Source organism: Xanthobacter aminoxidans, assembly GCF_043193615.1.
Classification (GTDB): Bacteria; Pseudomonadota; Alphaproteobacteria; order Rhizobiales; family Xanthobacteraceae; genus Xanthobacter; species Xanthobacter aminoxidans.
In genome coordinates, this window is the sequence record NZ_JBAFUS010000003.1 from 270,226 (window position 1) to 295,800 (window position 25,575).

The following is a 25,575-nucleotide window of genomic DNA, read 5'->3' on the forward strand; positions in this document are numbered from 1 at the left end:
CGGTGGATGCACCGGACAAGCCGGGGCATGACGGCGCCAACGGAGCCTTCCCTACCCCTTCCGCCTGCCGCCCTTGCGATAGCCCTTGGTCCCAGGATCAGGCCTCGGGCCGGGGCGGAAGGTGTCTTCGGCCAGCGGCACCACGCGGTCGGAGCCCGGCCCCATGTCGTCGAGGGACGGCTTGTGGGCGCGCGTGGATAGAGGCGCGGCCAGCGGCGTCTCGGCGGGAGTGCGGGCCGCCTTCGGCGTGGCCTCGCCCGGCGGGGTGTAGGGCGCCTGCGCCTCTCCCATCCCGTCCTCGGCGGCCGCGCCACGGCTTTTGGCTGAGGGCTTGCCCCGCCCGCGCGGCAACAGGCGCCCGGCCTCCTCCTTCGGCGGCAGGTTGGCCGCCTTGCCATATTTGCGCGCGCCCTTGTAGCCGCCGGTGCGGTCGTCCACCGCCTCCTGCCGCGCCAGCGGATCGTCGGAGACGGCCAGCTCCGTGGCCTCCAGCCGGCGGATCTCGTCGCGCAGGCGGGCGGCGGTCTCGAAGTCGAGGTCGGCGGCGGCGGCGCGCATGCGCTTTTCCAGATCCGCCATGACCGCCTTGAGATTGTGCCCGAAGGCCGCCCCCTCTTCCGCGAGGCCCGCATCCACCTGCACGTGGTCGCGCTCGTAGACGGAATTGAGGATGTCGCCGATGGCCTTCTTCACGCTCTCTGGCGTGATGCCGTGCTCGGTGTTGTAGGCCACCTGCTTCTCGCGGCGGCGGGAGGTCTCCGCCATGGCCCGCTCCATGGAGCCGGTGATGTGGTCCGCATAGAGCACCACCCGCCCGTCCACGTTGCGCGCGGCGCGGCCGATGGTCTGCACCAGAGACGTTTCGGACCTGAGGAAGCCTTCCTTGTCCGCATCGAGGATGGCGACGAGGCCGCACTCGGGAATGTCGAGGCCCTCGCGCAAGAGGTTGATGCCGATGAGCACGTCGAACGCCCCGAGGCGCAGATCGCGGATGATCTCGATGCGCTCGATGGTGTCGATGTCCGAATGCATGTAGCGCACGCGGATGCCGTTCTCGTGCAGATATTCGGTGAGGTCTTCCGCCATGCGCTTGGTGAGCACGGTGACCAGCGTGCGATAGCCCTTGGCCGCCACCGCCCGCACCTCGCCGAGGAGATCGTCCACCTGCGTGCGCGCCGGGCGCACCTCCACCGGCGGATCGATGAGGCCGGTGGGGCGGATGACCTGCTCCACGAACACGCCGCCGGTCTGGTTCATCTCCCACGAGCCGGGGGTGGCGGAGACGTGGACCGTCTGCGGCCGCATGGCCTCCCACTCCTCGAAGCGGAGCGGGCGGTTGTCCATGCAGCTCGGCAGGCGGAAGCCGTATTCCGCCAGCGTCGCCTTGCGGCGGAAGTCGCCGCGATACATGGCGCCGATCTGCGGCACGGTCACATGGCTCTCGTCGATGAAGACGAGGGCGTTGTCGGGCACGTATTCGAACAGGGTGGGCGGCGGCTCGCCGGGCTTGCGGCCGGTGAGCCAGCGCGAATAGTTCTCGATGCCGGCGCAGGAGCCGGTGGCCTCCATCATCTCCAGATCATAGCGGGTGCGCTGCTCCAGCCGCTGGGCCTCCAGCAGGCGGCCCATCTTGTACAGCTCGTCGAGCCGCATCTTCAGCTCGGCCTTGATGCCGGAGATGGCCTGGATCAGCGTCGGGCGCGGGGTGACATAATGCGAGGCGGCGTAGACGCGCACGCTCTTCATGTCGCCGCTCTTCTGGCCGGTGAGCGGATCGAACTCGGCGATGCTCTCCACCTCGTCACCGAACAGGGAGACGCGCCACGCGCGGTCCTCGTAGTGGGCGGGGAAGATCTCCACGCTGTCGCCGCGCACCCGGAAGGTGCCGCGGGCGAAATCCGATTGGATGCGCTTGTATTGCAGGGCCACGAGATCGGCGATGAGGCCGCGCTGGTCGATGCGCTCGCCCACCTTGATGTCGAAGGTCATGGCCGAATAGGTCTCGACCGAGCCGATGCCGTAGATGCACGACACAGAGGCGACGATGATGACGTCGTCCCGCTCCAGCAGCGCGCGCGTCGCCGCATGACGCATGCGGTCGATCTGCTCGTTGATGGAGGATTCCTTCTCGATGTACGTATCCGTCCGGGGCACGTAGGCCTCGGGCTGGTAGTAATCGTAGTAGGAGACGAAATATTCCACCGCATTGTCGGGGAAGAAGCTTTTGAACTCCCCGTAGAGCTGCGCCGCGAGCGTCTTGTTGGGCGCCAGCACGATGGCCGGGCGCTGCAACTGCTCGATCACCTTGGCCATGGTGAAGGTCTTGCCCGAGCCGGTGACGCCCAGCAGCACCTGATCGCGATCCCCCGCCTCGGCCTGCGCGCACAGCTCCCTGATGGCCTGCGGCTGGTCGCCGGCGGGCTGGAAGTCGCTCTTCATGGTGAAGGGGACGCCGCCTTCCGACTTCTCCGGCCGCGGCGGACGGTGCGGCACCCAGGTCTGGCCGTTCACCTCCGGCCGCCCGGTCTCGATCAGCCGCGACAGCGCCTGCACCGTGGCCGAAGCCCCGGCCGATTCGAAGTCGAGCGAAAGCGCCCCCGGCTCCAGCCCGAGGGATTTCGCAACGGCGGGATCAAGCGCCTGCTGGGGCGCCGGCTCGAAATGACGCTGGGAGCGCTCACCGAGCTTTCCGGGACGGGATGCTTTGGCCATGGGGGGAATATGGGGGCGATCACCGACTATGAAAAGGCGGTACCGACAGCCGAAGTGCCGGCTCCGCAGCACTGGACTCCTGATGCAAAAAAGACACGCTGTGATAGAATAATTAACAAATTACTACTTTTAATTGCAGACGCCACCCACCCCACCATCATGGGTGGAGGGGGAGGCAATCATGCAGATGAAATTCGGGCGTCGGGGCACCACAATTCTGATGTTCGTCACGGGCTTCGCCCTGACGGGATGCGAATCACTGCCAGCCGGGATGCGGGCACCCATGCGCCCTACAACCCTCGTCGACTACAACCTGCGACTGTCCTACGTGGACCAGCAGAATGGGCGTACCGTCACTGCGCTACCTGCCGCGTCGGCCGCCAGTGAAACTGCCACGCCGCAGCCGTCGGCCTTTTCCGGCCGTTACGTGCCGCTGATCGATTGGGATATCCTTGACTTCGCCCAGCGCAGCACAGCCAACCGTGATTTCGTTCAGGACGCGCTGATGCAGCGGTCGGACGTGCTGTGCGAAGCTTTTATCGACGATCTCTATGTCCGCGTATCGCACCGCAAGCTCTTCCTCGGCGAAATCGCGATGGTCGCCTCCACCGTTGGCGCATTTGCTGGCGGACAAGCGGCGCAGGCGCTCAATCTCGTCTCCGCTCTGGCCCAAGGCACCGACACGCTCAGCGACAGCACGTTGATGCAGAACCAATTGGTTTCGCTGATCGCCAACCAGATTCAGGCCAATCGCACCCGCATTCGCGACCAGATCATCGCCAATCGCAAAACCGCGACACTGGCGGACTATTCGGTCGCCCTCGCGCTACGTGATGCACAGTCATACCATCAGGCCTGCTCTTTCATGTCCGGCGTGACCAGCCTCGCCGTAACCTCCAACAAGCCTGACGCGCAGGCCGCCAACGCTGCCTCGGTGACGCCGCAGGCCAAGGCGGCTGAAAAGCTAAAATAGGCGAGGCCCACCGCCGCGCATTCCGTGCTAGACGGCGGATCGGTTCAGATCCGCCGGAACACTGCCTTATGCCCCCCCTGACGAACCTTCTGCCCCCCCAAATCCTGCCTATCGTCATGCTCGTGGCCTCGAACGTCTTCATGACGTTCGCCTGGTACGGGCACCTCAAGCACAAGTCGGCGCCGCTCGTTCTCGCCATCATCGCGAGCTGGGGCATCGCCTTTTTTGAATATTGCCTCGCCGTGCCGGCCAACCGCTTCGGCTCCGAGGTCTATTCCACGGCCCAGCTCAAGACGATGCAGGAGGTCATCACCCTCATCGTCTTCGCCGGCTTCTCGGTGCTTTACCTAAAGGAACCGCTGGGCTGGAACCACCTGCTCGGCTTTGCCTTCATCTCGGCCGGCGCCTTCTTCATCTTCCACAAGTTCTGAGCGCGGCGGCGCGGCATCGGCGCCGCGCGTTCAGCCCGCGCGGCGCCTGAGCGAAGACAACGTCAAAGCCAGCCCGCGCGGCGCCTGAGCGAAGGCAAAGCCGAGAACCGCTCAGGCCAGCGCGCGGCGCACCAGCGCCTCGACGGCGTTCACGGGCTGCTTCAGCCAGCCGTACTCGGCCGGGATCACAGCCTCGGCCAGCTGGTCGGCGAAGCGCTCCACGTGGCGGCGCGGGTCGGCGCGGAACTGGGGCTGCGCCATGAAGAACTGCACCGAGACCGTGGAGCACGGGTGCTTGGAGGCGGCCGAGAGATAGAGCGGCACCTTCTTGGGCGGCCACCAGAATTTTCCGAAGCGCCGGTCCGCGTGATAGTGCTCGAACAGGCGCGGATAGCCGTGGTGGTTCAGTGCGCGGCCGGTGACGGCATAATTGTTGGTGTAGATCACCCGCTTCAGCGGCCGCAGCTCGATCAGCGGGACGGTCTGCGATTCCTCGTAGGTGGTCAGCTGCGGACCGACCAGGATCGAGCCCCACCATATGCCGTTGAGCGGGCGCGGGCAGGCCTTGTCCAGCTCCTCGAACAGGCCGGGGGAGAGCCAGTCGTCGTCATCCACGAAGGCGATGAGATCATCGCTCGCGCGCTTGGTCTCGCGCAGCACCTCGTGGGAGATCACCTCGGCGCCCCGCACGGCGGCGAAGCTCGCGCGGGAGAGCTTGGCGATCTCGTCGCGGAAGCTGCGGTAATCCACCTTCAGGTTGCCATCCCACAGCGCCATGAAATCCACGAGCAAATTCTCGTCGATGTGGTGGCGGCGCAGGAAGCGGCGGGTGTCGTCGTCGGTCAGGGCGAGCCAGTCGGGACTGTAGCGCACCGCGACGATGCGTTTGCCCATCGTCAACTCCGGACGGTCGTCTTCAAAAAAGCAGCGCCGTTTCCGGCACCGGGAGGGCGGGCCGCCAGCCGCCGCGGTCGTCTTATCAAGCTGAAGCCAAGCGCGCCAGTTCGGCGGCCATGGCGTTGTGCCGCGCCACCGTGGCTCCGAGGTCGATGGTGAGGAGGCGACCGTCGCGCACCACCACCCGCCCGTTGATGACGCTGAGGGACACATCCTGCGACTGGCAGAAGATCAGCGCCGCCACCGGATCGTGCAGCGCCCCGGCGTAAGCGAGGCGCGACATGTCGAAGGCGATGAAGTCGGCCGCCATGCCCGGGGCCAGCGCGCCGATATCGTCACGCCCGAGCACCCGGGCGCCGCCCAGCGTCGCCATTTCCAGCGCCGTGCGCGCGCTCATGGCGTCGGGACCATGGGCGACGCGCTGCAGCAGCATGGCCTGCCGCGCCTCCCCCAGAATGTGGCCGCTGTCGTTGGAGGCGGAGCCGTCCACCCCGAGCCCCACCCGGATGCCCTCGGCGAGGAAGCGCTTCACCGGCGCGATGCCCGAGGCGAGGCGCATGTTGGAGCACGGGCAATGGGCGATGCCCGTCCCGGTCTTGGCAAACAGGGCGATGCCGTCGTCGTCCAGCTTCACGCAGTGGGCGTGCCAGACATCCGGCCCCACCCAGCCGAGCGAGCGCACATATTCGGTGGGCCCCATGCCGAAGGTCTTCTCGGAGAAGGCGACGTCGCTGTCGTTCTCGGCGAGGTGGGTGTGGAGCGTCAGGTTGTTGTCGCGGCCGAGCTTCAGCGTCTCCAGCATGAAGTCACGGCTCACCGTGAAAGGCGAGCAGGGCGCGAGCACGATGCGCAGCATGGAGTAGCGGGCGGGGTCATGATAGGCGCCGATCAGCCGCTCGGTGTCCTTCATCACGAAGCCCTCGTCCTCCACCACCCGGTCGGGCGGCAGGCCGCCCTTGCTCTCGCCAATGGTCATGGCGCCCCGCGCCGCATGGAAACGCATGCCGATGCGCCGCGCCGCGCGGATGGAATCGTCGAGCCGCGCGCCGTTGGGATAGATGTAGAGATGGTCCGAGGAGGTGGTGCAGCCGGAGAGGATCAGCTCCGCCATGGCGGTTTCCGTCGCCGCCTCCACCATCTCGCCGGTGAGACCCGCCCACAGCGGATAGAGTGACTTCAGCCAGGTGAAGAGTTCGCCGTCCTGCGCCCGCGGCACGGCGCGGGTCAGGCTCTGCACCATGTGGTGGTGGGTGTTCACCATGCCCGGCATCACCACATGGCCCGAGAGGTCGATCACCTCGTCGGCGCTCGCCGGCAGGTCCTGCGGCCGGCCCACGGCGACGATGCGGCCGTCTTCCACATAGAGCCCGCCGCCCGCGATCTCCCGCCGTTCGCCGTCCATGGTCACGAGCACGAGGGCGTTGCGGGCGAGCAGGGTCGAGGCCATGGGAACTCCGGGTCGGGCGCCGCGCGGCTGCGGCGGTCCGATCTTAGGGAGCTTCAGGGGAGGAGGGAATCCGGTCAGCGCCCCGCCGGCACCACGCGCAGGATCTCGCCCGTGCTCTCGGCGGCGAGCCAGAGCGCGCCGTCCGGCCCCATGCGCACGTCGCGGATGCGCTTGCCCAGCGGCAGGCGCTCCTCGCCGATGACGGCGCCGTCGCGCACCTTCACCATCACCAGCGCCTGACCCGCCAGCGCGCCGACGAAGAGCTGGCCGCGCCAGCCCGGCAGCGCATCGCCGGTGTAGAAGGCGGCGCCGGACGGGGCGATGGAGGGGTCCCAGTAGAACAGGGGCTGCTCCATGCCCTCCTTGGCGGTGCCGACGCCGATCTGGGCACCGGAATAGTGCCGGCCATAGCCGATCACCGGCCAGCCGTAATTCTCGCCCGCCTCCGGCCGGTTCACCTCGTCGCCACCGCGCGGGCCATGTTCGACGGTCCACAGCGCGCCGGTGCCCGGCTCGATGGCCGCGGCCTGCACATTGCGGTGGCCATAGCTCCAGATCTCAGGCCGGGCGCCGACCCTTTCGACGAAGGGATTATCGGCCGGAATTGAGCCGTCGGGCGCGATGCGGACGACCTTGCCCAGGGTCGTGGAGAGGTCCTGCGCCTTGTCCATGTAGTTGAACCGCTCACCGAGGGTGACGAACAGCATGCCATCCGGCGCGAACACGAGGCGGGAGCCGAAATGGTTGCCGCCGGAGACCGCCGGCTGCTGGCGGAAGATCACGTCCAGGTCGGTCAGGCGGGTGAGGTCTTCGGAGAGCCTGCCGCGGGCGACGGCGGTGGCGGCGCCTTCCGGGCGCGGCTCGGCATAGCTGAGATAGATCAGGCGGTTCTGCGCAAATTTGGGGTCCAGCACCACATCCAGCAGGCCGCCCTGCCCGCGCGCCGCCACCTGCGGCACGCCGGAGACGGGGGCGCCCACCTTGCCCGTCGCGTCGATGGGGCGGAGCCGGCCGTCGCGCTCGGTGACGAGGAGGCGGCCATCGGGGAGGAAGGCGATGCTCCAGGGCGTGTCGAGGCCGCTGGCGAAGGGCACCACGCGCACCTGCGCGCCGCCAAGCCGGGCCTCCACGGGCTGGGCGAACGCGTAGGTCGCCACCGCAAGGAGAATGAGGAGAAGGATGGAGCCGAGCGCCGCACCGCCTGTGCCGCGCCGCCGCGTCGTGCGCGGCCCGGCGACACGCTGCGCCTCGGGCAGCGTGTCGTTCAGCGGCGAAGGCGTATGCCGCGCGGCCGGATCAACGCGACCGCGCACGCGCGCGGGTTTCGATGCGGCGAGTTTCAATGCGCGACGTCGCAAAACGCCGCGCCGCAAGGGCCGACAGGAGAACCGCGCCGCCGACCACGCCGAGCGACAGGAGGAAACCGGAGGATTCCTTGACGCCACCGGCGATCAGATCCCCCGCCATGGCCGCATGACCGCCGAGCACCAGCGCCACCGCGCCGATGGCGACCATGAGGGCAAAGGTGAGAACGGCCTGGGCCAGCGCATCGCCTTCCTTGTGGGCGCGCACGGCACGGGCCAGCAGCTCGGGATCCGCCGGCGACTGGCGCACGGCGCGGCGGGTGAGGGAAAAGTGCCCTGCTTCCATGTAACCGCCGACGTCACAACGTCCGGACATGATGGTCTCGCTCATTGGGGCAGCCTCCTCATCCCCTGTTCCGCGCGCTCTCCAGCAACGTGAAAAGGGGCGAATCAGTTCCGCCGACACAAGGCAGGGTGGAAAAGAATCGTGGCGCGACGGCGGCTTAGCCTTCACGGATGATGGCAAGATGATGTCGATCGCTCACGGACGCGCGAGCCGTCCCCGCTGTTTTGGCGCGCCATTGCGTCGCTCAGGATCGCGTCGCTCAGGATTGCGTCGCTCAGGCGAGCGCCGGGTCGGCCGCCGCGTTTCCGGGCCGCCAGCCCATGTCCACATGCCCCGGCTCCGCCGCCACGCGGGCGAGCCAGTCCCGCACGGCGGGGAAAGCGGCGAGGGAAAAGTCCCCCTCCTCCGCCACATGGGTGTGGGCGAACAGGGCGATGTCGGCGATGGTGAGCGCATCGCCGACGAAATAGCGGCGCGCGGACAGGTGCCGCTCCATCACCTTGAGCGCCGCATAGCCCTCCTCCATCCAGCGATCCACGTCATGGGCGCGCAACTCACGCCCACCGCGCACCTGCCGCAACCAGAAGCGGGCGGTGGCGATGCCCGGCTCGTGGCTGTTCTGCTCGAAGAACATCCAGCGCAGCACCTCGGCGCGGGCGAAGGCGTCGGCGGGCAGAAGCGGCGTGCCCTCGGCGAGATAGAAGAGGATGGCATTGGACTCGGCGAGATAGCGCCCGTCCACATCGAGGAGCGGCACCCGCCCCTCCAGATTCATGGCGAGGAATTCCGGCGTGCGATGCTCGCCGGCGAAGATGTCCACCTCCACGAGGCGGAACGGCCAGCCGAGCTTCGCCAGCATCAGGCGCGCCTTGTAGGAATTGCCCGACGACTGCGTGGAATAGAGCGTCAGCACCTCAACCGTCCTCCCCGCCCCCCCGAACGCCCAGCATGTGGCGGCAGGCCGGGGAAGCCGCAAGCCCCGGATCAAAGCCCGCGTGGCGCCTGAGCGTAGGTAGCGCAGAGGGCCGGTCCACGCCGCGCCCCGATCCATCAATCCGGCGTGGCGCGACATTCACGATCCTTGCTTGTTCGCGGCAAAGCTCTGAACTAGTGTCCGCCCCGCCGGCATCCGGCCGGCCCTCGACCTGTCATCGTTGCGCCCGTGCCGCGGCATCCGCTCCGCCCACGATCGCGCGTCCCGGAGCCCAAAGGCCATGAGCCTCCTTTCGTCCGCCCTCAAGCGCATCAAGCCCTCCCCCACCATCGCCATCTCCAACAAGGCGCGGGAGCTGAAAGCGTCGGGGCGGGACATCATCGCGCTCTCGGCCGGCGAGCCGGACTTCGACACCCCCGAGAACATCAAGGAAGCCGCCATCGCGGCCATCCGTCGCGGCGAGACCAAGTACACCGCCGTGGACGGCATTCCCGAGCTGAAGGCCGCCATCTGCCGCAAGTTCAAGCGCGAGAACGGGCTCGACTACAAGCCCTCGCAGGTGACTGTCGGCACCGGCGGCAAGCAGGTGCTGTTCAACGCGCTGGTCGCCACAGTCGACGCCGGTGACGAGGTCATCATCCCGGCGCCCTTCTGGGTGAGCTACCCGGACATCGTGGAATTCTGCGGCGGCACCCCGGTGCCGGCGATGACCACGCTGGAAGACAATTTCAAGCTGCGTCCCGAGGTGCTGGAAGCCGCCATCACGCCGAAGACCAAGTGGCTGATCTTCAACTCGCCGTCCAACCCCTCGGGCGCGGCCTACAGCTTCGACGAGCTGAAGGCGCTCACCGACGTGCTGGTGAAGCATCCCCACGTGTGGATCCTCACCGACGACATGTACGAGCACCTCGTCTATGACGACTTCAAGTTCGTCACCCCGGCGCAGGTGGAGCCCGCGCTCTACGACCGCACGCTGACCATGAACGGCGTCTCCAAGGCCTATTGCATGACCGGCTGGCGCATCGGCTACGCCGCCGGCCCGGAGGCGCTCATCAAGGCCATCGGGACGCTGCAGTCCCAGTCCACCTCCAACCCCTCCTCCATCGCCCAGTGGGCGGCGCTCGAGGCGCTGGACGGGCCGCAGGACTTCATCGCCGAGAACAACAAGGTGTTCAAGGAGCGCCGCGACCTCGTGGTCTCCATGCTGAACCAGACCAAGGGCCTCACCTGCCCGAAGCCGGAAGGCGCCTTCTACGTGTTCCCGTCCTGCGCCGGCACCATCGGCAAGACCACGCCCACGGGCGTGAAGATCACCAATGACGAGGTGTTCGCCACCGAGCTGCTCAATGCAGAAGGCGTCGCGGTGGTGCACGGTTCGGCTTTCGGCCTCGGCCCGGCCTTCCGCATCTCCTACGCCACGGCCACCACGGACCTCGAGGAAGCCTGCCGCCGCATCCAGCGCTTCTGCGGCTCCCTGGCCTGACCCTACGGGAGCGAGCGGCACCTGTCGCTCGCTCTCGACCCGGCCGCCGCGCCGGCCCTGCGTCCGCCCGGCCTCCCGTGAAATTTACCTTCCGGGAGGGTGGGAATTGCAACAGCGACGGGAAAACGGAACCCTGCGCCAACTGGAGCGTTGGCGCCGCGGTGAAGTCTGGGCTAAGGCTGCGCGGTCGTCGGGCGCCGGATTCGACCCGCCCGCTTCCCACAGGAGGAACGACATCATGAAGACTGTTCTCAAGGCCGGCCTCGCTGCTGCCGCCGTGCTCGTCGCCGGCGCGCTTCCCGCTTCGGCCCAGTCCCGCGTCCAGGTGGGCACGCTGACCTGCAACATGGCGCCCAACGTGGCGTTCGTGATCGGCTCGGTCCGCGAGATGAGCTGCGCGTTCCGCCCGGCCGTCCACGGCGCCAAGCGCGGCACCTATCAGGGCACCGTGCGCCGCTTCGGCCTCGACATCGGCGTGAACGGCCGCGGCACGCTGGTGTGGGGCGTGTTCGCCCCGTCCGCCAAGGTTCCCGCCGGCGCCCTGCGCGGCACCTACGTGGGTGCGGCCGGCTCCGCCTCCATCGGCGTGGGCCTCGGTGCCAACGTCCTCGTGGGCGGCTCCCAGAACACCTTCGCGCTGCAGCCGCTGTCGCTCGAAGGCCAGACCGGGCTCAACCTCGCCCTCGGCGTGTCGGACCTCACCCTGCGCTGATTCGGCCCTGCCCGGCGGCAGGACGGCCCAAACGCCTCCTGCCGCAACGGCATCTGCCCCATCTGCAAGCCTGCCCCGCGCCCCCGGCCCAACCGGGGGCGCGAGCATTTTCAAGCCTCTGTCTCCGCCCGCTCCGCCGGATGATTCCGCGCGCGCCAAGCCGCCTGGGGCGGCGATTGCACGGGACTCCCCGACGACGTACCTCTCGAGCGTCGCCATCTGGGGGATTGTCCATGCGCGCCACCATCGCCGCCGCCCTTCTTGCTGCCTCGACCGTCCTCGCCGCCGCGATTCCGGCTGCCGCCCAGCCCCTCCCGCCGGTGCAGCTTCCCCCGCCCCCGACGGGACCGCTGGTCCAGTCCGGCATGCTGGTGTGCAAGGTGGCGCCGTCCATCGGCTTCGTGCTCGGCTCCATGCGCGAGGCGGCCTGCGAATTCCGGGACAACGCGGCGCAGCCCTATGTGGTGCTGTCGCGCTACAAGGGCACCATCTCCCGCTTCGGCATCGATCTCGGTGTGCTCGCCGCCGACACCCTCGCCTGGGCGGTGTTCGCCCCCACCGCCCGGCCCAACCCGAGCGACATCGCCGGCAGCTATATCGGCGTCTCGGCGGATGCCGCCTGGACCATCGGCGCGGGCGCCAACGTGCTGCTCGGCGGCTCCAGCAACCAGATCGCCCTGCAGACCATTTCGGTGGAGGGCATGGTGGGCGCAGACGTTGCGGCCGGCATCGCCGACCTCACCCTGATTCTGCTGCCGAACTGAAGGTATTTTGCGACCCACCATAAAAGGGCCGCAGCCTTCGTGGCAGAGTGAGCTTTGCCTCGGCCGGACGACATGGTTCCGCCGAGGCGCCATCCCTGTGCGGAGGGGTTCGGCATGTCCAGGTTTCTGTCTCGTTCGGTGGCGGTCGCGCTTTGCGGCGCCGGCCTCGCCGCCATGCTGGCGCCGGCCTTCGGCGGCCCGGCGATGCCCCAGGTGGCGGCCGGCCTGCTGGAATGCCGCAGCGCCTTCGCCACCGGCTACGGCTTCGGCTCCTCCCGCTCCGTGAAATGCGAATACCGGCCCTCCATGGGGGTCAACCACTATTACAGCGGCACCATGGAGCGGATCGGGCTCGACTTCGGTGTGTCCGATCAGGCCAGCATGCTGTGGGCGGTGATCGCCACCTCGCCGGCGGTCGCGCCCGGCGCGCTGGCGGGGAAATATGTCGGCATCTCCACCGGCTTCTCCCTCGGCCCGGGCTTTTCCGCCAACATGCTGGCCTCCGACGACGCCACCAAGCAGGTGACGCTGCAACCCCTCAGCGTATCGTCCGACAGCGGCCTCAGCGTTTCCATCGCCGGCGCGACGCTGACCCTCGAGCAATCCGCCGCCGCCCCCCAGTGAGCCCACGGGAGAGGACTCACATCGGCGCTCAAGACACGCCCGTGTGAGACACGCCTGTGTGACTTGCCCCTTCGTCCCCCCGCCCCGATCTTGGCGCCGCGACGGAGGACACTGAATGCTCATCAGATCAAGGCGCGGCTGGGAACTTCCCGAATCGGCGGCAACGCCGGAGGACGTCTATCTCAACCGCCGCCAGGCCATGGGTGCGGGGGCGATGCTCCTCGCCGGCCTCGGCGCCGGGACGCTCTCCAGCCCTGCCGCAGCCCAGCGCGTCGGCGACATTCCCGACCCCTCGGCCAGCCTCTACCCCGCCCCCCGGAACCCCCGCTACACGCTTGAGCGGCCGGTGACGCCGGAGGCGAAGTCGAGCCTCGTGAACAATTATTACGAGTTCAGCTACGGCAAGGTCGTCGGCCCTTCCATGACGCGCTTCCAGCGCCGGCCGTGGCTGGTGAAGATCGACGGGTTGGTGGAGAAGCCCCAGGAGATAGGCATCGACGACCTGTTCAAGAAGGTGAAGTTCGAGGAGCGCCTCTATCGCCACCGCTGCGTCGAGGCGTGGTCCATGGCGGTGCCGTGGACGGGCTTTCCCATGAAGGACCTCGTGGCCCTCGCCGCCCCCACCTCGGGCGCGAAATACATCAAGATGGAGACCTTCCTCGATCCCAAGGTGGCGCCCAACCAGCGGGACTTCCGCTATACGTGGCCCTACGTGGAAGGCCTGACGCTGGAGGAGGCGACCAACGAGCTCGCCTTCCTCGTCACCGGTGTCTACGGCAAGCCCGCGCCCAACCAGTTCGGCGCGCCGCTCCGGCTGGTGCTGCCGTGGAAATACGGCTTCAAATCCATCAAGGGCATCGTCCGCTTCACCTTCACCGACAAGCAGCCGGTGAGCTTCTGGGAGCAGCTTCAGGGCTCCGAATACGGCTTCTGGGCCAATGTGAACCCCAAGGTGCCGCACCCGCGCTGGAGCCAGGCGAGCGAAGAGGACATCGCCACCGGCCAGCGCGTACCGACCGAGATCTTCAACGGCTACGGCGAGTATGTGGCCGAGCTCTACAAGGGCCGCGAGACCCAGAAGATCTGGTTCTAGGGCCGGGAGGGGCGCCTATCCCTCCACTCGGCCCCGCCGCTCGGGCTCGGCGAAGCCGTCCGGCGCCTCACCGGCGTCGAACGGCGTCGTCACCTCCACGAAGGTGTCGGGGTAGAAGCCGTTGAAGCGGGTGCGCAGGGAGAGGGAATAGGCGCCGATGTGGCCGATCTCGATCCAGTCGCCCGTATCCACGCTCTCCGGCAGATAGAACGGGCGGGAGAGCACGTCCACGCTGTCGCAGGTGGCGCCGTAGATGCGGAACGGCGCCATCACGTCCGCCCGCCCCGGCCGGCGGCGGCGGGCGGGATCGGGGATGTGACGCACCGGAAGCAGGATCTTCCCCGTCCACGAATCCGACAAGGACGACCACACCCCGTCATTGATGTAGAGCCGCTGGCCCTTCTTCAGCAGCACCCGCACGATGACCGAGAAGGCGCGGGCGACGATGACCCGCCCCGGCTCCGCCACCAGCGGGATGCCGGAAAAGCCGTGCCGCTCCACCGCCCCCATCAGCCCGCCGACGATCTCGCCCAGCGGCGGCATGGGCGGCACCGGCCGGCGCGGGTCCACCGCATAGGTCGCGGGAAAGCCCCCGCCCACGTCGAGCACCGAGATGGGCACCTTCGCCGCGTCGCGCACTTCGGCGGCGGTGGCGACGGCGCGGGCATAGGTGTCCACATCCTCCACCTGGCTGCCCACGTGGAAGCACAGGCCGCAGCGGATGCCCAGGCCATGGATGCGCTGGAGCAGCTCCGCCGCATGGCCCGGCGCCGCACCGAACTTGCGCGACAGCTCGTAGGCCGCCTCCCCCTTGGAGGCGATGCGCACGAACAAGGTGAGGTCTTCCGGATCGAGATCGAGCGCGCGAACGATGCGCAGGATCTTCGCCACCTCGTCCTCATGGTCGAGGGCGGTGGCGCGGATGCGGTAATGCTCCAGCGCGAGGCGGATGTCCGACTGCGCCTTCACCGGGTGCATGTAGAACAGCTCCGCCCCCGGCGCCGCGGCCCGCGCCGCCGCGAACTCGGCGGGAGACGCCACATCGAAGGCGTTGATGCCCGCGCGCGCCAGCACGTCGAGCACCATGGGCTCGCCATTGGTCTTCACCGCATAGGCCGTCTTGCCGGGAAAGGGCTTGAGGAAGGCTGCGGCGTCGGCGGCCAGCACCTCCGGGCGGAAGCAATAGACCGGCTGGTCCGGCCGCATCTCCAGCGCCGCCTCCCGCCCGGTGGAGAAGCGCGGCAGGCCCGAAGGCACAGGTCCGCTCCGGCCGGTGGCCACGAGGTGGGGCGTCGTTTGCGGCATTCGGGGCTCCTCCCGCGAGTCGGACCCAGGCAGCTTGCCGTTCTTTTCCGGCGAGAGCACGACAGGCGCCATCGAACCGCTCGTTCATTTTCTCTTAAGGTGTTGCCGCCGCGTCCTTGACCGCGGCCGAACCCGGCCGCATCGTCCCGCCGAGGTACGCCCGGAGGGGCGGAAGGCCGAAGTGGAGACGACCATGGGTGAGCGGGCGCTGGGCGCGAAGGCCGTTGGCGAAAAGGCTGGCGGCAAGATGAAGCGCGTGCGCGCGGCCTTGGGAGCCTCCATCGGCCGGATCGCCGCGACGGCGGCCGTGGCTGCTCTTGCGTTCGCGCCCGTGTCCCTCGCCCCGGCCAAGGCGGCGAACCTCCTGGAGCTGAACTTCTGGCTCTCCGGTCCGAACTATTCCGGCGTCGTCCCGGCCTGCGACAGCCAGGAGGCGCTCGACCTCATCGCCACCCGCTTCGCCGAGACCGAGCGGCGCTTCTGGGCCTCCAGCCTCTCCATCACCGACTTCGAGAAGGTGCACGAGATCGCCTTCCGGCCGTGGGGGCAGGAATACCAGCCGCGCCGCTACTGCCGCGGCACGGTCTTCACCAACGACCTCAAGAAGCGCGTCATCTATTATTCCATCATCGAGGACGGCGGCTGGACCGGCGCCACCTGGGGCGTGGAATGGTGCGTGGTCGGGCTCGACCGCAACTACGCCTACGCTCCGTCCTGCAAGATGGCGGGTCCGTGACGCGGCCTTTGGCGCAGGCCTCTTTCGCACAGGCCTCTTTTGCGCAGGCCCTGCGGATGACCGCAGGCCGGCTCGCCGCCGGTTTCGCGCTGCTGCTGGCGCTCGCGGCTTTCGGCCCGGCGCGGGCCGAGGGCCAGCCCGGCCAGTTCGATTTCTATGTGCTCTCCTTGTCCTGGTCGCCGACCTATTGCGAGGACCAGGGCAAGCGCGCGGACAGCGAGCCGCAATGCTCGCTCACCCGCCCCTACGCCTTCGTGGTGCACGGCCTGTGGCCGCAATATGAGCGCGGCTTCCCGCAATATTGCCAGAACCCGCCGCCCTACGTGCCCAACCCGCTCGTCAATTCCATGCTGGACGTGATGCCGAGCCGGCGCCTCGTCATCTATGAATGGAAGAAGCACGGCACCTGCTCCGGCCTGTCGCCGCAGGCCTATTTCGATCAGGTGCGCGCGGCGAAGGCGAAGGTGGTCATCCCGGCAGAGTTCTCCCGCCTCGACGACTACAAGATGGTCGCGCCGCAGGAGGTGGAAAATGCCTTCCGCGCCGCCAATCCCGGCCTGGAGGCTGGCATGATCTCGGTGGACTGCGACCGGCGGCGCCTCAGGGAAGTGCGGGTGTGCCTCAGCCGCGACCTCGCCTTCCAGCCCTGCCCGGAGGTGGAGCGCCGCGCCTGCCGCCTCTCGCGCATGGTGATGCCGCCGGTGCGCGGCGGGCGCTGAGGGCACCCGCCGGCCGGTTTGCGAACCTGCCTTACGGCTGCTTGGTGAGGCGCGCGCAGAGCGCCAGCGCGTCGTCATCGTCCGCTTCGAGATAGCAGAGGTCGATCACGCCGTCGGGCTGGATCGTCCCGATGTGGATGCCGTCGTCACCCGAGAGATAGAGGGTTTTCAGATCGGGCGTGAGCGTGCCGAAGACCGGCTCGGACTTGGTGCCGCCGCGCACCGGATAGACCACCTTGGCCTTGAAGGAGCGGCCGCGCTGCTCCTCGACGACGAGGCCGTAGTCGGCGTTCACATAGCCCATTTCCATGCCCACACCGTCGCTCGGCCCCTTCCAGGTCCCGACGAGGGAGGGCGCCTGCTGCGCCGAAGCGGGCACCGCGACCGCGAGCGTGGCAACAAGGGACAGCGCGAAAACGAGAGGCTTCATGTTTCCCTCCTGCGGACGCGGGGGGCGCGGGTGGAGCACTGCCGCTTGACGTCCCGGCGTCCATGCGTCACGCCGGAACGGTCGCACGGCGTCACGAGGGCCACAATACCGCTACGTCACAGCTGCCCGCGCCATCCACACCCTCCCTTCCGCGCCATCGCCGAGCCGAGATGAATTATCGCCACGCCTTCCACGCCGGAAACCCGGCCGATGTCATGAAGCACGCCGCGCTCGCCCGCGTGCTCGCCTATCTCGGCAAGAAGGATGCGCCCTATCGCGTGCTCGACACCCATGCCGGCACCGGGCTGTATGATCTCGACGGCATCAACGCCCGCAAGACCGGCGAGGCCGATGCCGGCATCGAGGCAGTGCTGGCGGCGCAGGACGCCGGCACCCTCCCCGCCCCCGCCGCGGCGCTGCTCGCGCCCTATCTCGACTGCGTGCGCGGCCTGCGCGAAGGCGGCCGCAAGCTCTATCCCGGCTCGCCGGCCCTCGCCCTCGCCCTGTCGCGGCCGCAGGACAAGTTCCTGTTCTGCGAGCTGAACAAGGAAGAGCGTGTGAAGCTGGAGAAGCGCGTGGGCGAGGACCCGCGCGCCGAGGGCCGGGTGAAGATCCTCGCCCAGGACGGCTGGCAGGCGCTTGCCGCGCACCTCCCCCCGCGCGAGCGGCGCGGCGTGGTGCTGGTGGATCCGCCGTTCGAGGAGCCCGGCGAATTCCAGCGCATGGTGGCGGGGCTGGAGGCGGCGCACCGGCGCTTCGCCACCGGCATCTTCATGCTCTGGTACCCCATCAAGGATTTGCGCGCGGTGGACGCCTTCCGCCGCGATGTGGCCAGTCTGAAGCTGCCCAAGACCTTGCGCGTGGAACTGGATTTCGCGCAGGTGCGCGCGCTGGACACGCTCTCCGGCTCCGGCCTCATCATCGTCAATCCGCCCTTCACGCTGGCCGACGAGATGAAAACCGTGCTCAACGCCCTCGCCCCGCTGCTGGCACGGGACGGCAAGGGGCGGGCGCGGGTGTCGTGGCTGACGGAAGCCGGCTGAGGGCGCCGGAAGAACGGGGTAGCGACGACGCTGCGCCGAATCCCGTTGTTTTTGCGTGGCAGCATGGCCATGGCCGGGCTATCCAGAAGGTCCCTCCTCCCGTCCCCACGGACCCCCGCCCATGCTGCTCCGCCACTCCCCCACCTCTCCCTTCGTGCGCAAGGTGCGCGTCGCCGCGGCCATCCTCGGCATTCCGCTCCAGCTGGAGGCGGCCGACACGCTCGATCCCAACGACACGCTGCGCCAGCAGAACCCGCTGGGGAAGATCCCCGCGCTGCTGGCCGACGACGGAGAGGTCCTGTTCGATTCGTCGGTGATCCTCGCCTATCTGGACCATCTGGCCGGCGACGGGCGCATCCTGCCCACCGCGCCGGCTGCGCGCATCAAGGTGCTGCGCCGCGAGGCCCTCGTGGACGGGATGATGGATGCTGGCATCCTCATTCTCTATGAGACGCGCTTCCGGCCGCAGGAGAAGCACGAGCCGCGCTGGCTGGAGCATCAGGCCGGCAAGCGCCTGCGCGCGATCGATGCGCTGGAGATGGAGGTGGAGCCCTATTCCGGCACGCCGAACGCGGGCGACATCGCCCTTGCCTGCGCGCTGGGCTGGTTCGATTTCCGCTTCGGCGGCGACTGGCGGGCCGAGCATCCCAAGCTCGTCGCATGGTTCGACGCCTTCAGTGCCGCGCATCCTGAGTTTGCGGACTCCGCGCCGGTGGCCTGACACGCCAAAGGCGCCACCCCGAGGGGTGGCGCCTTCGACGCGGTACCAGCGCTTTCGTCACTCGACGATGTAGACCACCTTGCGGGTCTTGGGCTCGACGATGACGCGGCGGTCGTTCACCACCGTGTATTCATACTCGCTGTTCTGCGGGATGTCGTAGAGCGTCACGCTGGGCGGAAGCTGTCGGCCCACCACCACTTCCTGCTCCATGCGGACGGAAGGACGGCGCTCCTTCATCACATAGGTGCGCACCTCCTGCGGGGGCTCGGCGGCCGCGCCGACACCGGCACCGACCACGCCGCCCACCACCGCGCCCACGGGGCCACCCACCACGGCGCCCACGGCGGCACCGCCGACCGCGCCCGTGGCGGTGGAGGCCTGCGCGAAGGCCGCGGCGGGAGCGATCACGGGAGCCGCAAGGGCGGCGATCACGGTACTCATCAGCAACGTCTTTCGCATCTTACCTCTCCTGCTGCGTTCAGATCGCATCAGAAACAGTGGTCGAGGCAAAAACGTTCCCGGCAGCGTCCAAGAGCTGCAGATACCTGGGACTGACGTGGGGCAAACAGGGGGCGAAAACCTTGGCCTTCGCCCCAATGCCGTCATCTTTGACTTCGGCTTTGCCGTGCGCGGCGCGCTCAGGCGCTCGCCACGGCCTTCGCAGGCACGCGCGGAACGGGAACCATCATCCCCCGCTTGATCAGCTCCGCATGGGTGAGGTCCAGCACCCGCCAGGCGGTGGCGACCAGTTCGTCCGCCTCCTCGTGCGACAGCGTGAAGGGCGGGGCGAGGATCATGCCGTCGCGCACCGCGCGCATCACCAGCCCCTCCTTGAATGAAAAATCGCGGCAGATGAGGCCCACCGTGCCCTCCTCGGCCGCGAAGGCGGCGCGGGTGGATTTGTCGGGGGTCAGCTCCATGGCGCCGATCAGCCCCACCATGCGCGCCTCGCCCACCAGCGGATGCTCGGCGAGCTTCAGCCAGCGTTCCTGCAGGTAGGGGCCGATATCGGTCCGCACCCGGTCCACCAGCTTTTCCTCGTGCATGATCTTGAGGTTGGCCAGCGCCGCCGCGCAGCCGCCGGGATGGCCGGAATAGGTGTAGCCGTGGTTGAAGTCGCCGCCATGCTCGATGAAGCCTTCGGCGAAATGATCGCCGACGATCACGCCGCCCAGCGGGAAGTATCCGGAGGTCACGCCCTTCGCGAAGGTGATGAGGTCCGGCTTCACGCCCATGAATTCGCAGCCGAACCAGCGGCCGGTGCGCCCGAAGCCGCAGATGACCTCGTCGCAGATCAGCAGCACGTCGCGCTCGCGGCAGATCTTCTCCACCTCGGGCCAGTAATTGGCGGGCGGGATGATGACGCCGCCGGCGCCCTGGATGGGCTCGCCGATGAAGGCCGCCACATTCTCCGGCCCCGCCTCGTCGATGGCGCGGGCCACCTCGCGCGCGGCATAGAGGCCGAAATCCTCGCGGCTCATCTCGCCACCCTCGGCCCACCAGTAGGGCTGGGCCACGTGGATGATGCCGGGAATGGGCAGGCCGCCCTGGGCATGCATGGGCTTCATGCCGCCGAGCGAGGCGCCGCCCATGGTGGAGCCGTGATAGCCGTTGCGGCGGGAGATGAAGATGTGCTTCTCGGGCTTGCCCAGCGCCGCCCAATAGTGGCGGACCATGCGCAGCACCGTGTCCACCGCCTCCGAGCCGCCGGAGGTGAAGAACACATGGTTCATATGGGCCGGCGCCACCTCGGAGATGGCCGCCGCCAGCTCCGCCGCGGCGGGGTGGGTGGTCTTGAAGAAGGTGTTGTAATAATCGAGCTGGTAGAGCTGCTGCGCCATGGCATCGACGATGGCGTGCCGCCCGTGCCCCACCTGCGAGCACCACAGGCCCGACATGCCGTCGAGGATTTTGTTGCCGTCGCTGTCGAAGACATAGACCCCCTCGGCCCGCGTGATGACCCGCACCCCCTCGGCGTTCAGCGCCTTCGTGTCGGAGAACGGATGCAGGTGGTGCGCCGCATCCAGCGCGCGCCAGTGGGCGGTGGAGTTGGACAGGGGGGCGGACGTCACGATGGCGATGCTCCGTGTTGAACCTCTGCGGTTCTAGCGCGAAAGCGGGACCGTGGGCACCCCCGCGCTCGCACGGCGCGCCTGATCTGCTAAAGCTGCGACCGGTGATGGAGTCAGCGGAGGCGAGGGCATGGAACCGGGGTTCTGGCAGGCGCGGTGGGAGACGAAGCAGATCGGCTTTCACGAGGGAAAGCCCAACGCCTATCTGGTGAAGCACCTCGACCGCCTCGGCCTCGCGCCCGGCGCGCGCATCTTCCTGCCCCTGTGCGGCAAGACACGGGACATCGCCTATTTGCTGGGGCAAGGCTTCGCCGTGGCCGGCGCGGAACTGAGCCGCATCGCGGTGGAGGAGCTGTTCGCCGAGCTGGAGGTGGTGCCCGAGATCACCGCGGCCGGCGACCTCCTGCGCTTCAGCGCGCCCGGCCTCGACATCTTCCAGGGCGACATCTTCGCGCTCGAAGCCGAGACCCTCGGCCCGGTGGATGCGGTCTACGACCGCGCCGCGCTGATCGCCCTGCCGCCCGACATGCGCCCGAGCTATGCCGCCCACGTCACGGCCATCACCGGGGCGGTGCCGCAGCTGGTGGTCACGATCGTCTATGACCAGTCCCTGGTCGGAGGCCCGCCCTTCTCCGTGCCTGCGGTGGCGGTCCATGCGCTGCACGACGCCGGCTATCGGGTGACGCACCTCGATGCCGTCACCCGCCCCGATGCCCTCAAGGGCCAATGGGAAGCGACCGAAGAGGTGCATCTGCTGGAGCGGCGGTGAGGGGTCTCGCATCCCGGCCGACTGGAGCGCAGCGGAAGGAGAGCCGGGATCCAGCGCAAGGACGACCGCGCAGCGGACAATTCCTGCAACCGCTGGATTTTGAAGCGCCTGCGGCGGACTTTTGCGCTGGCCCCCGGATCGGCGCTCCACCTCCGGTGTCGCTTGTCCGGGGAGCCGGGCCGCTCCAGTCTCAGAGCCGCGTCCACACCGTCTTGAGGTCGGAATACTTCTCCAGCGCGTGCAGGGACTTGTCGCGCCCGAAGCCGGACTGCTTCACGCCGCCGAAGGGGGTGGTGATATCGTCGGCGTCGAAGCAGTTCACATAGACGATGCCGGCCTTGAAGCGCCGCGCCACCTTGTGCGCGGCGGCAAGGTCGGCGCTCCACACCGAGGCGCCGAGGCCGTAAACGGTGCCGTTGGCGATCTCCACCGCCTCGTCCAGCCCGTCGAACCCGATCACCGACAGCACCGGCCCGAAGATCTCGTTCTGCGCCAGCGCGGAGGACGGCGCCACGTCGTCGAACACGGTGGGCGCCACGAAGGCGCCGCCGGTCTCGGTGCGCACCGCCGTGCCGCCCGTCACCAGCCGTGCACCGCTCTCGCCGCCGGCCTGGATGGCGGAGAGGATGCGGCCCTGATGCTCGCGGCTCACCACCGCACCGGCCGGCGCATCGGGATCGAGCGGATCGCCCGGCATCCAGCGCGGGGCGAGCGCGGCGACGCGCTCCACCAGCTCGGCGCGGATGCGGTTGTCCACGAGCAGCCGCGAAGCCGCCGTGCACATCTCGCCCTGATTGAAGAAGATGCCGCCGGCCACCGCCTCGGCCACGGCGCCGAGATCCTTCACGTCGTGGGCCACCACGAAGGCGGTCTTGCCGCCCAGCTCCAGGGCCACGCGCTTGATGTTGCTCTCGGCGGAATAGCGCAGGAAATAGCGGCCGACCTCGGTGGAGCCGGTGAAGGCGATGGCGTCCACATCCATGTGGAGCCCTAGCGCCTTGCCGGCCTCGACGCCGAGCCCCGGCACCACGTTGAACACCCCGGCGGGAATGCCGGCCTCCGCCGCCAGCTCGGCGAGGCGCAGCGCGGTGAGCGGGCTTTCCTCCGCCGGCTTCAGCACCACAGAATTGCCCATGGCCAGCGCCGGCGCCACCTTCCAGGCGGCCATGATCATGGGGAAATTCCACGGCGTCACGCAGCCGACCACGCCGAGCGGCTCGCGCAGCACGAGGGCGAGGTTGTCGTCGGTGGTGGGCGCGACCTCGCCATACACCTTGTCGCAGCACTCCCCGTAATAGGCGAAGCAGTCGGCCGCCGCGCGCACGTCGATGGCGCGGGCATCCGAGATGGGCTTGCCCATGTTCAGCGTCTCGGTGAGGGCCAGCTCGTCCCGGTGGGCGCGGATGAGCTCGGCGAAGCGCAGCAAGGCGCGCTTGCGCTCCAGCGGGCGCTGGCCGGCCCAGCGGCGATCCTCGAAGGCGCGGCGCGCGGCCTTCACGGCGCGGTCCACATCCTCCGCATCGCAGGCAGCGACCTCGGCGATGGCGTGGCCGGTGGCGGGATTGACGGCGCTGAAGGTGCGGCCCGAGGCGGCCGGCACGAAGGCCCCGTCGATGAAGGCGTGGGTCCGGAAGGAAGGAATGTCCGCCGCCGCCCGTTCCACCGCCGCCATGATGTGCGCTCCGCTGCCAGACCCGGCCCGTGCCAGACCTGCGGCACCCTCGCGCGCCGTAACAGGAGCCGTCAAGGTGGGGCGGCGGGCGCCTATTCGCGCTCGGGCGGGCCGCTCTCCCCGTCCTCGTCCTCTTCGGGACGGCCGGGGATGGCGTAGCTGCCGGACAGCCAGCGGTTGAGGTCCACGTCGGCGCAGCGCTTGGAGCAGAAGGGCTTGTAGCGCTCCACCGGCGGCTTGCCGCAGATGGGGCACGGCCGGGCGGCGGGGATGGGCTTCGTCGGTGCTTCCCCGCTCACGCCGCGCGCTCCACCCAGCCGGCGCGCACGTCGTAGCCCTGTCCGGTCAGCAGGCCGAGGGTTTCCGAAAGCGGCAGGCCGACCACGTTGGTGTAGGAGCCCACGAGCTTCACCACGAAGCCGCCGGCGATGCCCTGGATGGCATATCCACCGGCCTTGCCGCGCCACTCGCCGCAGGCGAGGTAATCGTTGATCTCGTCACGCGACAGCCGCTTGAAGCGCACCCGCGTCTCGACGAGGCGGGTGGCGGTGCGGCCGCGCGGATCGATGAGGCAGACGCCGGTATAGACGCGATGGGTGCGGCCGGAGAGCAGGCGCAGGCACGCCTCCGCCTCGTCCACGAGATCCGGCTTGGGCAGGATGCGCCGGCCCACCGCCACCACCGTGTCGGCGGCGAGCACCAGCGCGTTCATCTCGGCGTCCTTGGCCCGGCCGGCCACCAGCTTCGCCTTCTCCTGCGACAGGCGCTGGGCGAGGCGGCGGGGCAGCTCGCCGCGCTCGGGCGTCTCGTCCACATCGGCGGGCATGAGAAGGTCCGGCTCGATGCCGGCCTGGTTCAGCAGCGCGAGGCGGCGGGGAGAGCCGGAGGCAAGGACGAGCTTCACCTGATCGTTCACGGAGCAAAATCCTCCCGGGCCGGATCGCGCCGGCCGAATGCAGGACCGTGGTCTAGCGGAATTGGGGGAGCCTGTGAACGCCGATCAACTGCCCGTGATGGCAGTCGCCACCGGTAACCGCCGCCGGCCGGCGCCCGAAAAGCCCCATGTCGGCCAAGCGCAGCCGATCCAGGGAAGAAGGACGCCATCCATGTTCACCCGCCGTTTCACCCTCGCCTTCGCGATCGCCCTCCCCCTCGCCGCAGCCGCTTTCGCCGGCGCATCCGCCCTCGCCGGCACCGAACACGGCGCCACCACACACGCCGCAACTGACCATGCCGCCTACACGCCCGCCGCCTTTGCCGACGCGCAGAAGGCGGGCAAGCCCATCCTCGTGGAGATCCACGCCAGCTGGTGCCCGGTGTGCGCGGCCCAGGCCCCCATCCTCGGCGAGTTGCTGGCCACCCCCAAATTCAAGGACGTGGTGGTGTTCCGCGTGGATTTCGACAGCCAGAAGGATGCGGTGAAGGCGTTCGGCGCCCGCTCGCAGAGCACCCTCATCGTCTACAAGGGCAAGACCGAGGAAGGCCGTTCCGTGGGTGATACCGCGAAGCCCTCCATCGAGGCGCTGCTGGCCAAGGGCGTCTGAGGCGACCATGGCCCTCGGCAGCCTCGGCCTCGCGTTTCTCGCGGGCGTCCTCTCCATCCTGTCGCCCTGCGTGGTGCCGCTGCTGCCCCTGGTGCTCGGCGCGGCAGCGGCCGAGCACCGCCTCGCCCCGCTGGCGCTGGCGGTGGGGGTGACGCTCTCCTTCACCGTCATCGGCCTGTTCGTCGCCACCGTCGGCTACGCCATCGGGCTGGAGGGCGACGCTTTCCGCATGGTGGGCGCGGTGCTGATGATCGGCATCGGCGCGGTCCTCGCCGTGCCGCCCTTGCAGACGCGGCTCGCCACCGCGGGCGGGCCGGTGAGCGACCTCGCCAGCCGGCACCTCTCCGGCTTCGCGACCGAGGGGGTGGGCGGCCAGTTCGCCGTCGGGCTGCTGCTCGGCGCGGTGTGGAGCCCCTGCGTCGGCCCGACGCTCGGCGCCGCCTCGGTGCTCGCCGCGCAGGGCCGCAACCTCGGCGAGGTGGCGGCGGTGATGGGCCTGTTCGGCCTCGGCGCCGGCCTGCCGCTGGCGCTTGCCGGAACCCTCTCCCGCCCCACGCTGATGCGCTGGCGCTCGCGGATGATCTCCGGCGGCAAAGGGGCGAAGGCGCTCATGGGTCTTGTGCTGGTGGTGGTCGGCCTTTTGATCGCCACCGGCGCCGACAAGCGGATCGAAGCGGCGCTGGTTCAGGTCTCCCCGGCCTGGCTCACCACGCTGACGACGCGGTTCTGACCTCCCGCAGGTCGTCTCCGCTTCGATCCAGAGACGGGCCGCACAGGGGCCGTCTCCCTCCGGCCGCAGGTGTCCTGCTCGTCCCGCAGGCTGTGGCCGGCGCCCGGTGGCGCA

27 protein-coding genes are annotated in these 25,575 nt (G+C 68.9%); 14 read left to right on the plus strand and 13 right to left on the minus strand.

What is annotated here, in order from left to right; genetic code table 11:
- Positions 1–51: 51 nt before the first annotated feature.
- Positions 52–2,712, minus strand: a complete 2,661-nt coding sequence (gene uvrB / locus V5F74_RS16350) for an excinuclease ABC subunit UvrB (protein WP_394009219.1) — start codon at positions 2,710–2,712, stop codon at positions 52–54.
- A 181-nt stretch (positions 2,713–2,893) separates the two neighbouring features.
- Here uvrB and V5F74_RS16355 point away from each other — a divergent pair, with 181 nt between their 5' ends.
- Positions 2,894–3,685, plus strand: a complete 792-nt coding sequence (locus V5F74_RS16355) for a hypothetical protein (RefSeq protein WP_250167675.1) — start codon at positions 2,894–2,896, stop codon at positions 3,683–3,685.
- Positions 3,686–3,753: 68 nt separating this feature from the next.
- Complete coding sequence (locus tag V5F74_RS16360) at positions 3,754–4,116, plus strand: DMT family protein (protein ID WP_250167674.1); 363 nt, start codon at positions 3,754–3,756, stop codon at positions 4,114–4,116.
- Between the two features lie 111 nt (positions 4,117–4,227).
- Here the strand turns inward: V5F74_RS16360 and V5F74_RS16365 are convergent, their stop codons facing one another.
- The 5 genes from V5F74_RS16365 to V5F74_RS16385 form a co-directional block, all read right to left on the minus strand.
- The gene (locus V5F74_RS16365; protein ID WP_029557120.1) at positions 4,228–5,010 is read right to left on the minus strand and encodes a hypothetical protein; all 783 of its coding nucleotides are present in this window, start codon (positions 5,008–5,010) and stop codon (positions 4,228–4,230) included.
- An 85-nt stretch (positions 5,011–5,095) separates the two neighbouring features.
- On the minus strand, positions 5,096–6,460 hold the full coding sequence (locus tag V5F74_RS16370; protein WP_394009222.1) for an 8-oxoguanine deaminase: 1,365 nt from the start codon (positions 6,458–6,460) through the stop codon (positions 5,096–5,098).
- Positions 6,461–6,534: 74 nt separating this feature from the next.
- On the minus strand, positions 6,535–7,641 hold the full coding sequence (locus V5F74_RS16375) for a PQQ-dependent sugar dehydrogenase (RefSeq protein ID WP_051679431.1): 1,107 nt from the start codon (positions 7,639–7,641) through the stop codon (positions 6,535–6,537).
- A gap of 115 nt (positions 7,642–7,756) precedes the next feature.
- Positions 7,757–8,155, minus strand: coding sequence for a hypothetical protein (locus V5F74_RS16380; RefSeq protein WP_394009224.1), 399 nt, complete (start codon positions 8,153–8,155; stop codon positions 7,757–7,759).
- A 229-nt stretch (positions 8,156–8,384) separates the two neighbouring features.
- Positions 8,385–9,023 (minus strand): glutathione S-transferase family protein, encoded by a 639-nt coding sequence (locus V5F74_RS16385; protein WP_394009226.1) that lies wholly within the window; start codon positions 9,021–9,023, stop codon positions 8,385–8,387.
- A gap of 301 nt (positions 9,024–9,324) precedes the next feature.
- Between V5F74_RS16385 and V5F74_RS16390 the strand changes: the two genes are divergently transcribed.
- The 5 genes from V5F74_RS16390 to msrP all read left to right on the plus strand — a co-directional run bounded on the left by V5F74_RS16390 (position 9,325) and on the right by msrP (position 13,720).
- On the plus strand, positions 9,325–10,527 hold the full coding sequence (locus V5F74_RS16390) for a pyridoxal phosphate-dependent aminotransferase (protein ID WP_250167668.1): 1,203 nt from the start codon (positions 9,325–9,327) through the stop codon (positions 10,525–10,527).
- A gap of 238 nt (positions 10,528–10,765) precedes the next feature.
- On the plus strand, positions 10,766–11,239 hold the full coding sequence (locus V5F74_RS16395) for a DUF992 domain-containing protein (protein WP_029557114.1): 474 nt from the start codon (positions 10,766–10,768) through the stop codon (positions 11,237–11,239).
- Positions 11,240–11,472: 233 nt separating this feature from the next.
- Positions 11,473–12,003 (plus strand): DUF992 domain-containing protein, encoded by a 531-nt coding sequence (locus V5F74_RS16400; RefSeq protein ID WP_374254318.1) that lies wholly within the window; start codon positions 11,473–11,475, stop codon positions 12,001–12,003.
- A gap of 114 nt (positions 12,004–12,117) precedes the next feature.
- Positions 12,118–12,627 carry a DUF992 domain-containing protein gene (locus V5F74_RS16405; RefSeq protein WP_374254316.1) on the plus strand — a complete coding sequence of 170 codons (510 nt, stop codon included), beginning with the start codon at positions 12,118–12,120 and terminating at the stop codon, positions 12,625–12,627.
- A gap of 115 nt (positions 12,628–12,742) precedes the next feature.
- Positions 12,743–13,720 carry a protein-methionine-sulfoxide reductase catalytic subunit MsrP gene (gene msrP / locus V5F74_RS16410; protein ID WP_394009229.1) on the plus strand — a complete coding sequence of 326 codons (978 nt, stop codon included), beginning with the start codon at positions 12,743–12,745 and terminating at the stop codon, positions 13,718–13,720.
- 15 nt (positions 13,721–13,735) lie between these two features.
- On the opposite strand, the gene V5F74_RS16415 is transcribed toward msrP, so the two are convergent.
- Complete coding sequence (locus tag V5F74_RS16415; protein ID WP_394009654.1) at positions 13,736–14,965, minus strand: alanine racemase; 1,230 nt, start codon at positions 14,963–14,965, stop codon at positions 13,736–13,738.
- A gap of 307 nt (positions 14,966–15,272) precedes the next feature.
- Between V5F74_RS16415 and V5F74_RS16420 the strand changes: the two genes are divergently transcribed.
- Positions 15,273–15,761 carry a hypothetical protein gene (locus V5F74_RS16420; RefSeq protein ID WP_394009655.1) on the plus strand — a complete coding sequence of 163 codons (489 nt, stop codon included), beginning with the start codon at positions 15,273–15,275 and terminating at the stop codon, positions 15,759–15,761.
- Positions 15,762–15,817: 56 nt separating this feature from the next.
- Complete coding sequence (locus tag V5F74_RS16425; protein WP_394009231.1) at positions 15,818–16,480, plus strand: ribonuclease T2 family protein; 663 nt, start codon at positions 15,818–15,820, stop codon at positions 16,478–16,480.
- A gap of 31 nt (positions 16,481–16,511) precedes the next feature.
- On the opposite strand, the gene V5F74_RS16430 is transcribed toward V5F74_RS16425, so the two are convergent.
- Positions 16,512–16,910 (minus strand): hypothetical protein, encoded by a 399-nt coding sequence (locus V5F74_RS16430; protein WP_029557107.1) that lies wholly within the window; start codon positions 16,908–16,910, stop codon positions 16,512–16,514.
- Between the two features lie 170 nt (positions 16,911–17,080).
- Between V5F74_RS16430 and V5F74_RS16435 the strand changes: the two genes are divergently transcribed.
- Together V5F74_RS16435 and V5F74_RS16440 are read left to right on the plus strand one after the other, a co-directional pair.
- On the plus strand, positions 17,081–17,953 hold the full coding sequence (locus V5F74_RS16435) for a 23S rRNA (adenine(2030)-N(6))-methyltransferase RlmJ (RefSeq protein WP_250167665.1): 873 nt from the start codon (positions 17,081–17,083) through the stop codon (positions 17,951–17,953).
- A gap of 121 nt (positions 17,954–18,074) precedes the next feature.
- Complete coding sequence (locus tag V5F74_RS16440) at positions 18,075–18,674, plus strand: glutathione S-transferase N-terminal domain-containing protein (RefSeq protein ID WP_394009234.1); 600 nt, start codon at positions 18,075–18,077, stop codon at positions 18,672–18,674.
- A gap of 57 nt (positions 18,675–18,731) precedes the next feature.
- Here V5F74_RS16440 and V5F74_RS16445 read toward each other — a convergent pair whose 3' ends face one another.
- The gene (locus tag V5F74_RS16445; protein WP_029557104.1) at positions 18,732–19,133 is read right to left on the minus strand and encodes a DUF1236 domain-containing protein; all 402 of its coding nucleotides are present in this window, start codon (positions 19,131–19,133) and stop codon (positions 18,732–18,734) included.
- Between the two features lie 179 nt (positions 19,134–19,312).
- Positions 19,313–20,746, minus strand: coding sequence for an aspartate aminotransferase family protein (locus V5F74_RS16450; protein WP_250167662.1), 1,434 nt, complete (start codon positions 20,744–20,746; stop codon positions 19,313–19,315).
- A 130-nt stretch (positions 20,747–20,876) separates the two neighbouring features.
- Here V5F74_RS16450 and tmpT point away from each other — a divergent pair, with 130 nt between their 5' ends.
- Positions 20,877–21,515 (plus strand): thiopurine S-methyltransferase, encoded by a 639-nt coding sequence (tmpT, locus tag V5F74_RS16455; protein WP_394009237.1) that lies wholly within the window; start codon positions 20,877–20,879, stop codon positions 21,513–21,515.
- Positions 21,516–21,705: 190 nt separating this feature from the next.
- On the opposite strand, the gene V5F74_RS16460 is transcribed toward tmpT, so the two are convergent.
- From V5F74_RS16460 to V5F74_RS16470, 3 genes are all read right to left on the minus strand, one after another.
- On the minus strand, positions 21,706–23,187 hold the full coding sequence (locus V5F74_RS16460; RefSeq protein WP_394009239.1) for an aldehyde dehydrogenase: 1,482 nt from the start codon (positions 23,185–23,187) through the stop codon (positions 21,706–21,708).
- A 92-nt stretch (positions 23,188–23,279) separates the two neighbouring features.
- Entirely contained in the window at positions 23,280–23,486 is a 207-nt protein-coding gene (yacG, locus tag V5F74_RS16465) for a DNA gyrase inhibitor YacG (protein ID WP_394009241.1), read from the minus strand.
- The gene (locus tag V5F74_RS16470) at positions 23,483–24,103 is read right to left on the minus strand and encodes a Maf-like protein (protein ID WP_029557100.1); all 621 of its coding nucleotides are present in this window, start codon (positions 24,101–24,103) and stop codon (positions 23,483–23,485) included. Before V5F74_RS16470 ends, yacG begins: the two co-directional genes overlap by 4 nt.
- A 190-nt stretch (positions 24,104–24,293) precedes the next feature.
- Here V5F74_RS16470 and V5F74_RS16475 point away from each other — a divergent pair, with 190 nt between their 5' ends.
- On the plus strand, positions 24,294–24,731 hold the full coding sequence (locus tag V5F74_RS16475) for a thioredoxin family protein (RefSeq protein ID WP_374254302.1): 438 nt from the start codon (positions 24,294–24,296) through the stop codon (positions 24,729–24,731).
- A gap of 7 nt (positions 24,732–24,738) precedes the next feature.
- Positions 24,739–25,461, plus strand: a complete 723-nt coding sequence (locus V5F74_RS16480) for a cytochrome c biogenesis CcdA family protein (RefSeq protein ID WP_029557098.1) — start codon at positions 24,739–24,741, stop codon at positions 25,459–25,461.
- Positions 25,462–25,575 lie beyond the last annotated feature (114 nt).

What these genes read in the sequence shown, in the direction of transcription:
- uvrB (WP_394009219.1), bottom strand. Translation starts at nt 2,712, where the DNA reads ATGGCCAAAGCATCCCGTCCCGGAAAGCTCGGTGAGCGCTCCCAGCGT.
- V5F74_RS16355 (WP_250167675.1), top strand. Translation starts at nt 2,894, where the DNA reads ATGCAGATGAAATTCGGGCGTCGGGGCACCACAATTCTGATGTTCGTC.
- V5F74_RS16360 (WP_250167674.1), top strand. Translation starts at nt 3,754, where the DNA reads ATGCCCCCCCTGACGAACCTTCTGCCCCCCCAAATCCTGCCTATCGTC.
- V5F74_RS16365 (WP_029557120.1), bottom strand. Translation starts at nt 5,010, where the DNA reads ATGGGCAAACGCATCGTCGCGGTGCGCTACAGTCCCGACTGGCTCGCC.
- V5F74_RS16370 (WP_394009222.1), bottom strand. Translation starts at nt 6,460, where the DNA reads ATGGCCTCGACCCTGCTCGCCCGCAACGCCCTCGTGCTCGTGACCATG.
- V5F74_RS16380 (WP_394009224.1), bottom strand. Translation starts at nt 8,155, where the DNA reads ATGAGCGAGACCATCATGTCCGGACGTTGTGACGTCGGCGGTTACATG.
- V5F74_RS16390 (WP_250167668.1), top strand. Translation starts at nt 9,325, where the DNA reads ATGAGCCTCCTTTCGTCCGCCCTCAAGCGCATCAAGCCCTCCCCCACC.
- V5F74_RS16395 (WP_029557114.1), top strand. Translation starts at nt 10,766, where the DNA reads ATGAAGACTGTTCTCAAGGCCGGCCTCGCTGCTGCCGCCGTGCTCGTC.
- V5F74_RS16400 (WP_374254318.1), top strand. Translation starts at nt 11,473, where the DNA reads ATGCGCGCCACCATCGCCGCCGCCCTTCTTGCTGCCTCGACCGTCCTC.
- V5F74_RS16405 (WP_374254316.1), top strand. Translation starts at nt 12,118, where the DNA reads ATGTCCAGGTTTCTGTCTCGTTCGGTGGCGGTCGCGCTTTGCGGCGCC.
- msrP (WP_394009229.1), top strand. Translation starts at nt 12,743, where the DNA reads ATGCTCATCAGATCAAGGCGCGGCTGGGAACTTCCCGAATCGGCGGCA.
- V5F74_RS16420 (WP_394009655.1), top strand. Translation starts at nt 15,273, where the DNA reads ATGAAGCGCGTGCGCGCGGCCTTGGGAGCCTCCATCGGCCGGATCGCC.
- V5F74_RS16425 (WP_394009231.1), top strand. Translation starts at nt 15,818, where the DNA reads ATGACCGCAGGCCGGCTCGCCGCCGGTTTCGCGCTGCTGCTGGCGCTC.
- V5F74_RS16430 (WP_029557107.1), bottom strand. Translation starts at nt 16,910, where the DNA reads ATGAAGCCTCTCGTTTTCGCGCTGTCCCTTGTTGCCACGCTCGCGGTC.
- V5F74_RS16435 (WP_250167665.1), top strand. Translation starts at nt 17,081, where the DNA reads ATGAATTATCGCCACGCCTTCCACGCCGGAAACCCGGCCGATGTCATG.
- V5F74_RS16440 (WP_394009234.1), top strand. Translation starts at nt 18,075, where the DNA reads ATGCTGCTCCGCCACTCCCCCACCTCTCCCTTCGTGCGCAAGGTGCGC.
- V5F74_RS16445 (WP_029557104.1), bottom strand. Translation starts at nt 19,133, where the DNA reads ATGCGAAAGACGTTGCTGATGAGTACCGTGATCGCCGCCCTTGCGGCT.
- tmpT (WP_394009237.1), top strand. Translation starts at nt 20,877, where the DNA reads ATGGAACCGGGGTTCTGGCAGGCGCGGTGGGAGACGAAGCAGATCGGC.
- V5F74_RS16460 (WP_394009239.1), bottom strand. Translation starts at nt 23,187, where the DNA reads ATGGCGGCGGTGGAACGGGCGGCGGCGGACATTCCTTCCTTCCGGACC.
- V5F74_RS16475 (WP_374254302.1), top strand. Translation starts at nt 24,294, where the DNA reads ATGTTCACCCGCCGTTTCACCCTCGCCTTCGCGATCGCCCTCCCCCTC.
- V5F74_RS16480 (WP_029557098.1), top strand. Translation starts at nt 24,739, where the DNA reads ATGGCCCTCGGCAGCCTCGGCCTCGCGTTTCTCGCGGGCGTCCTCTCC.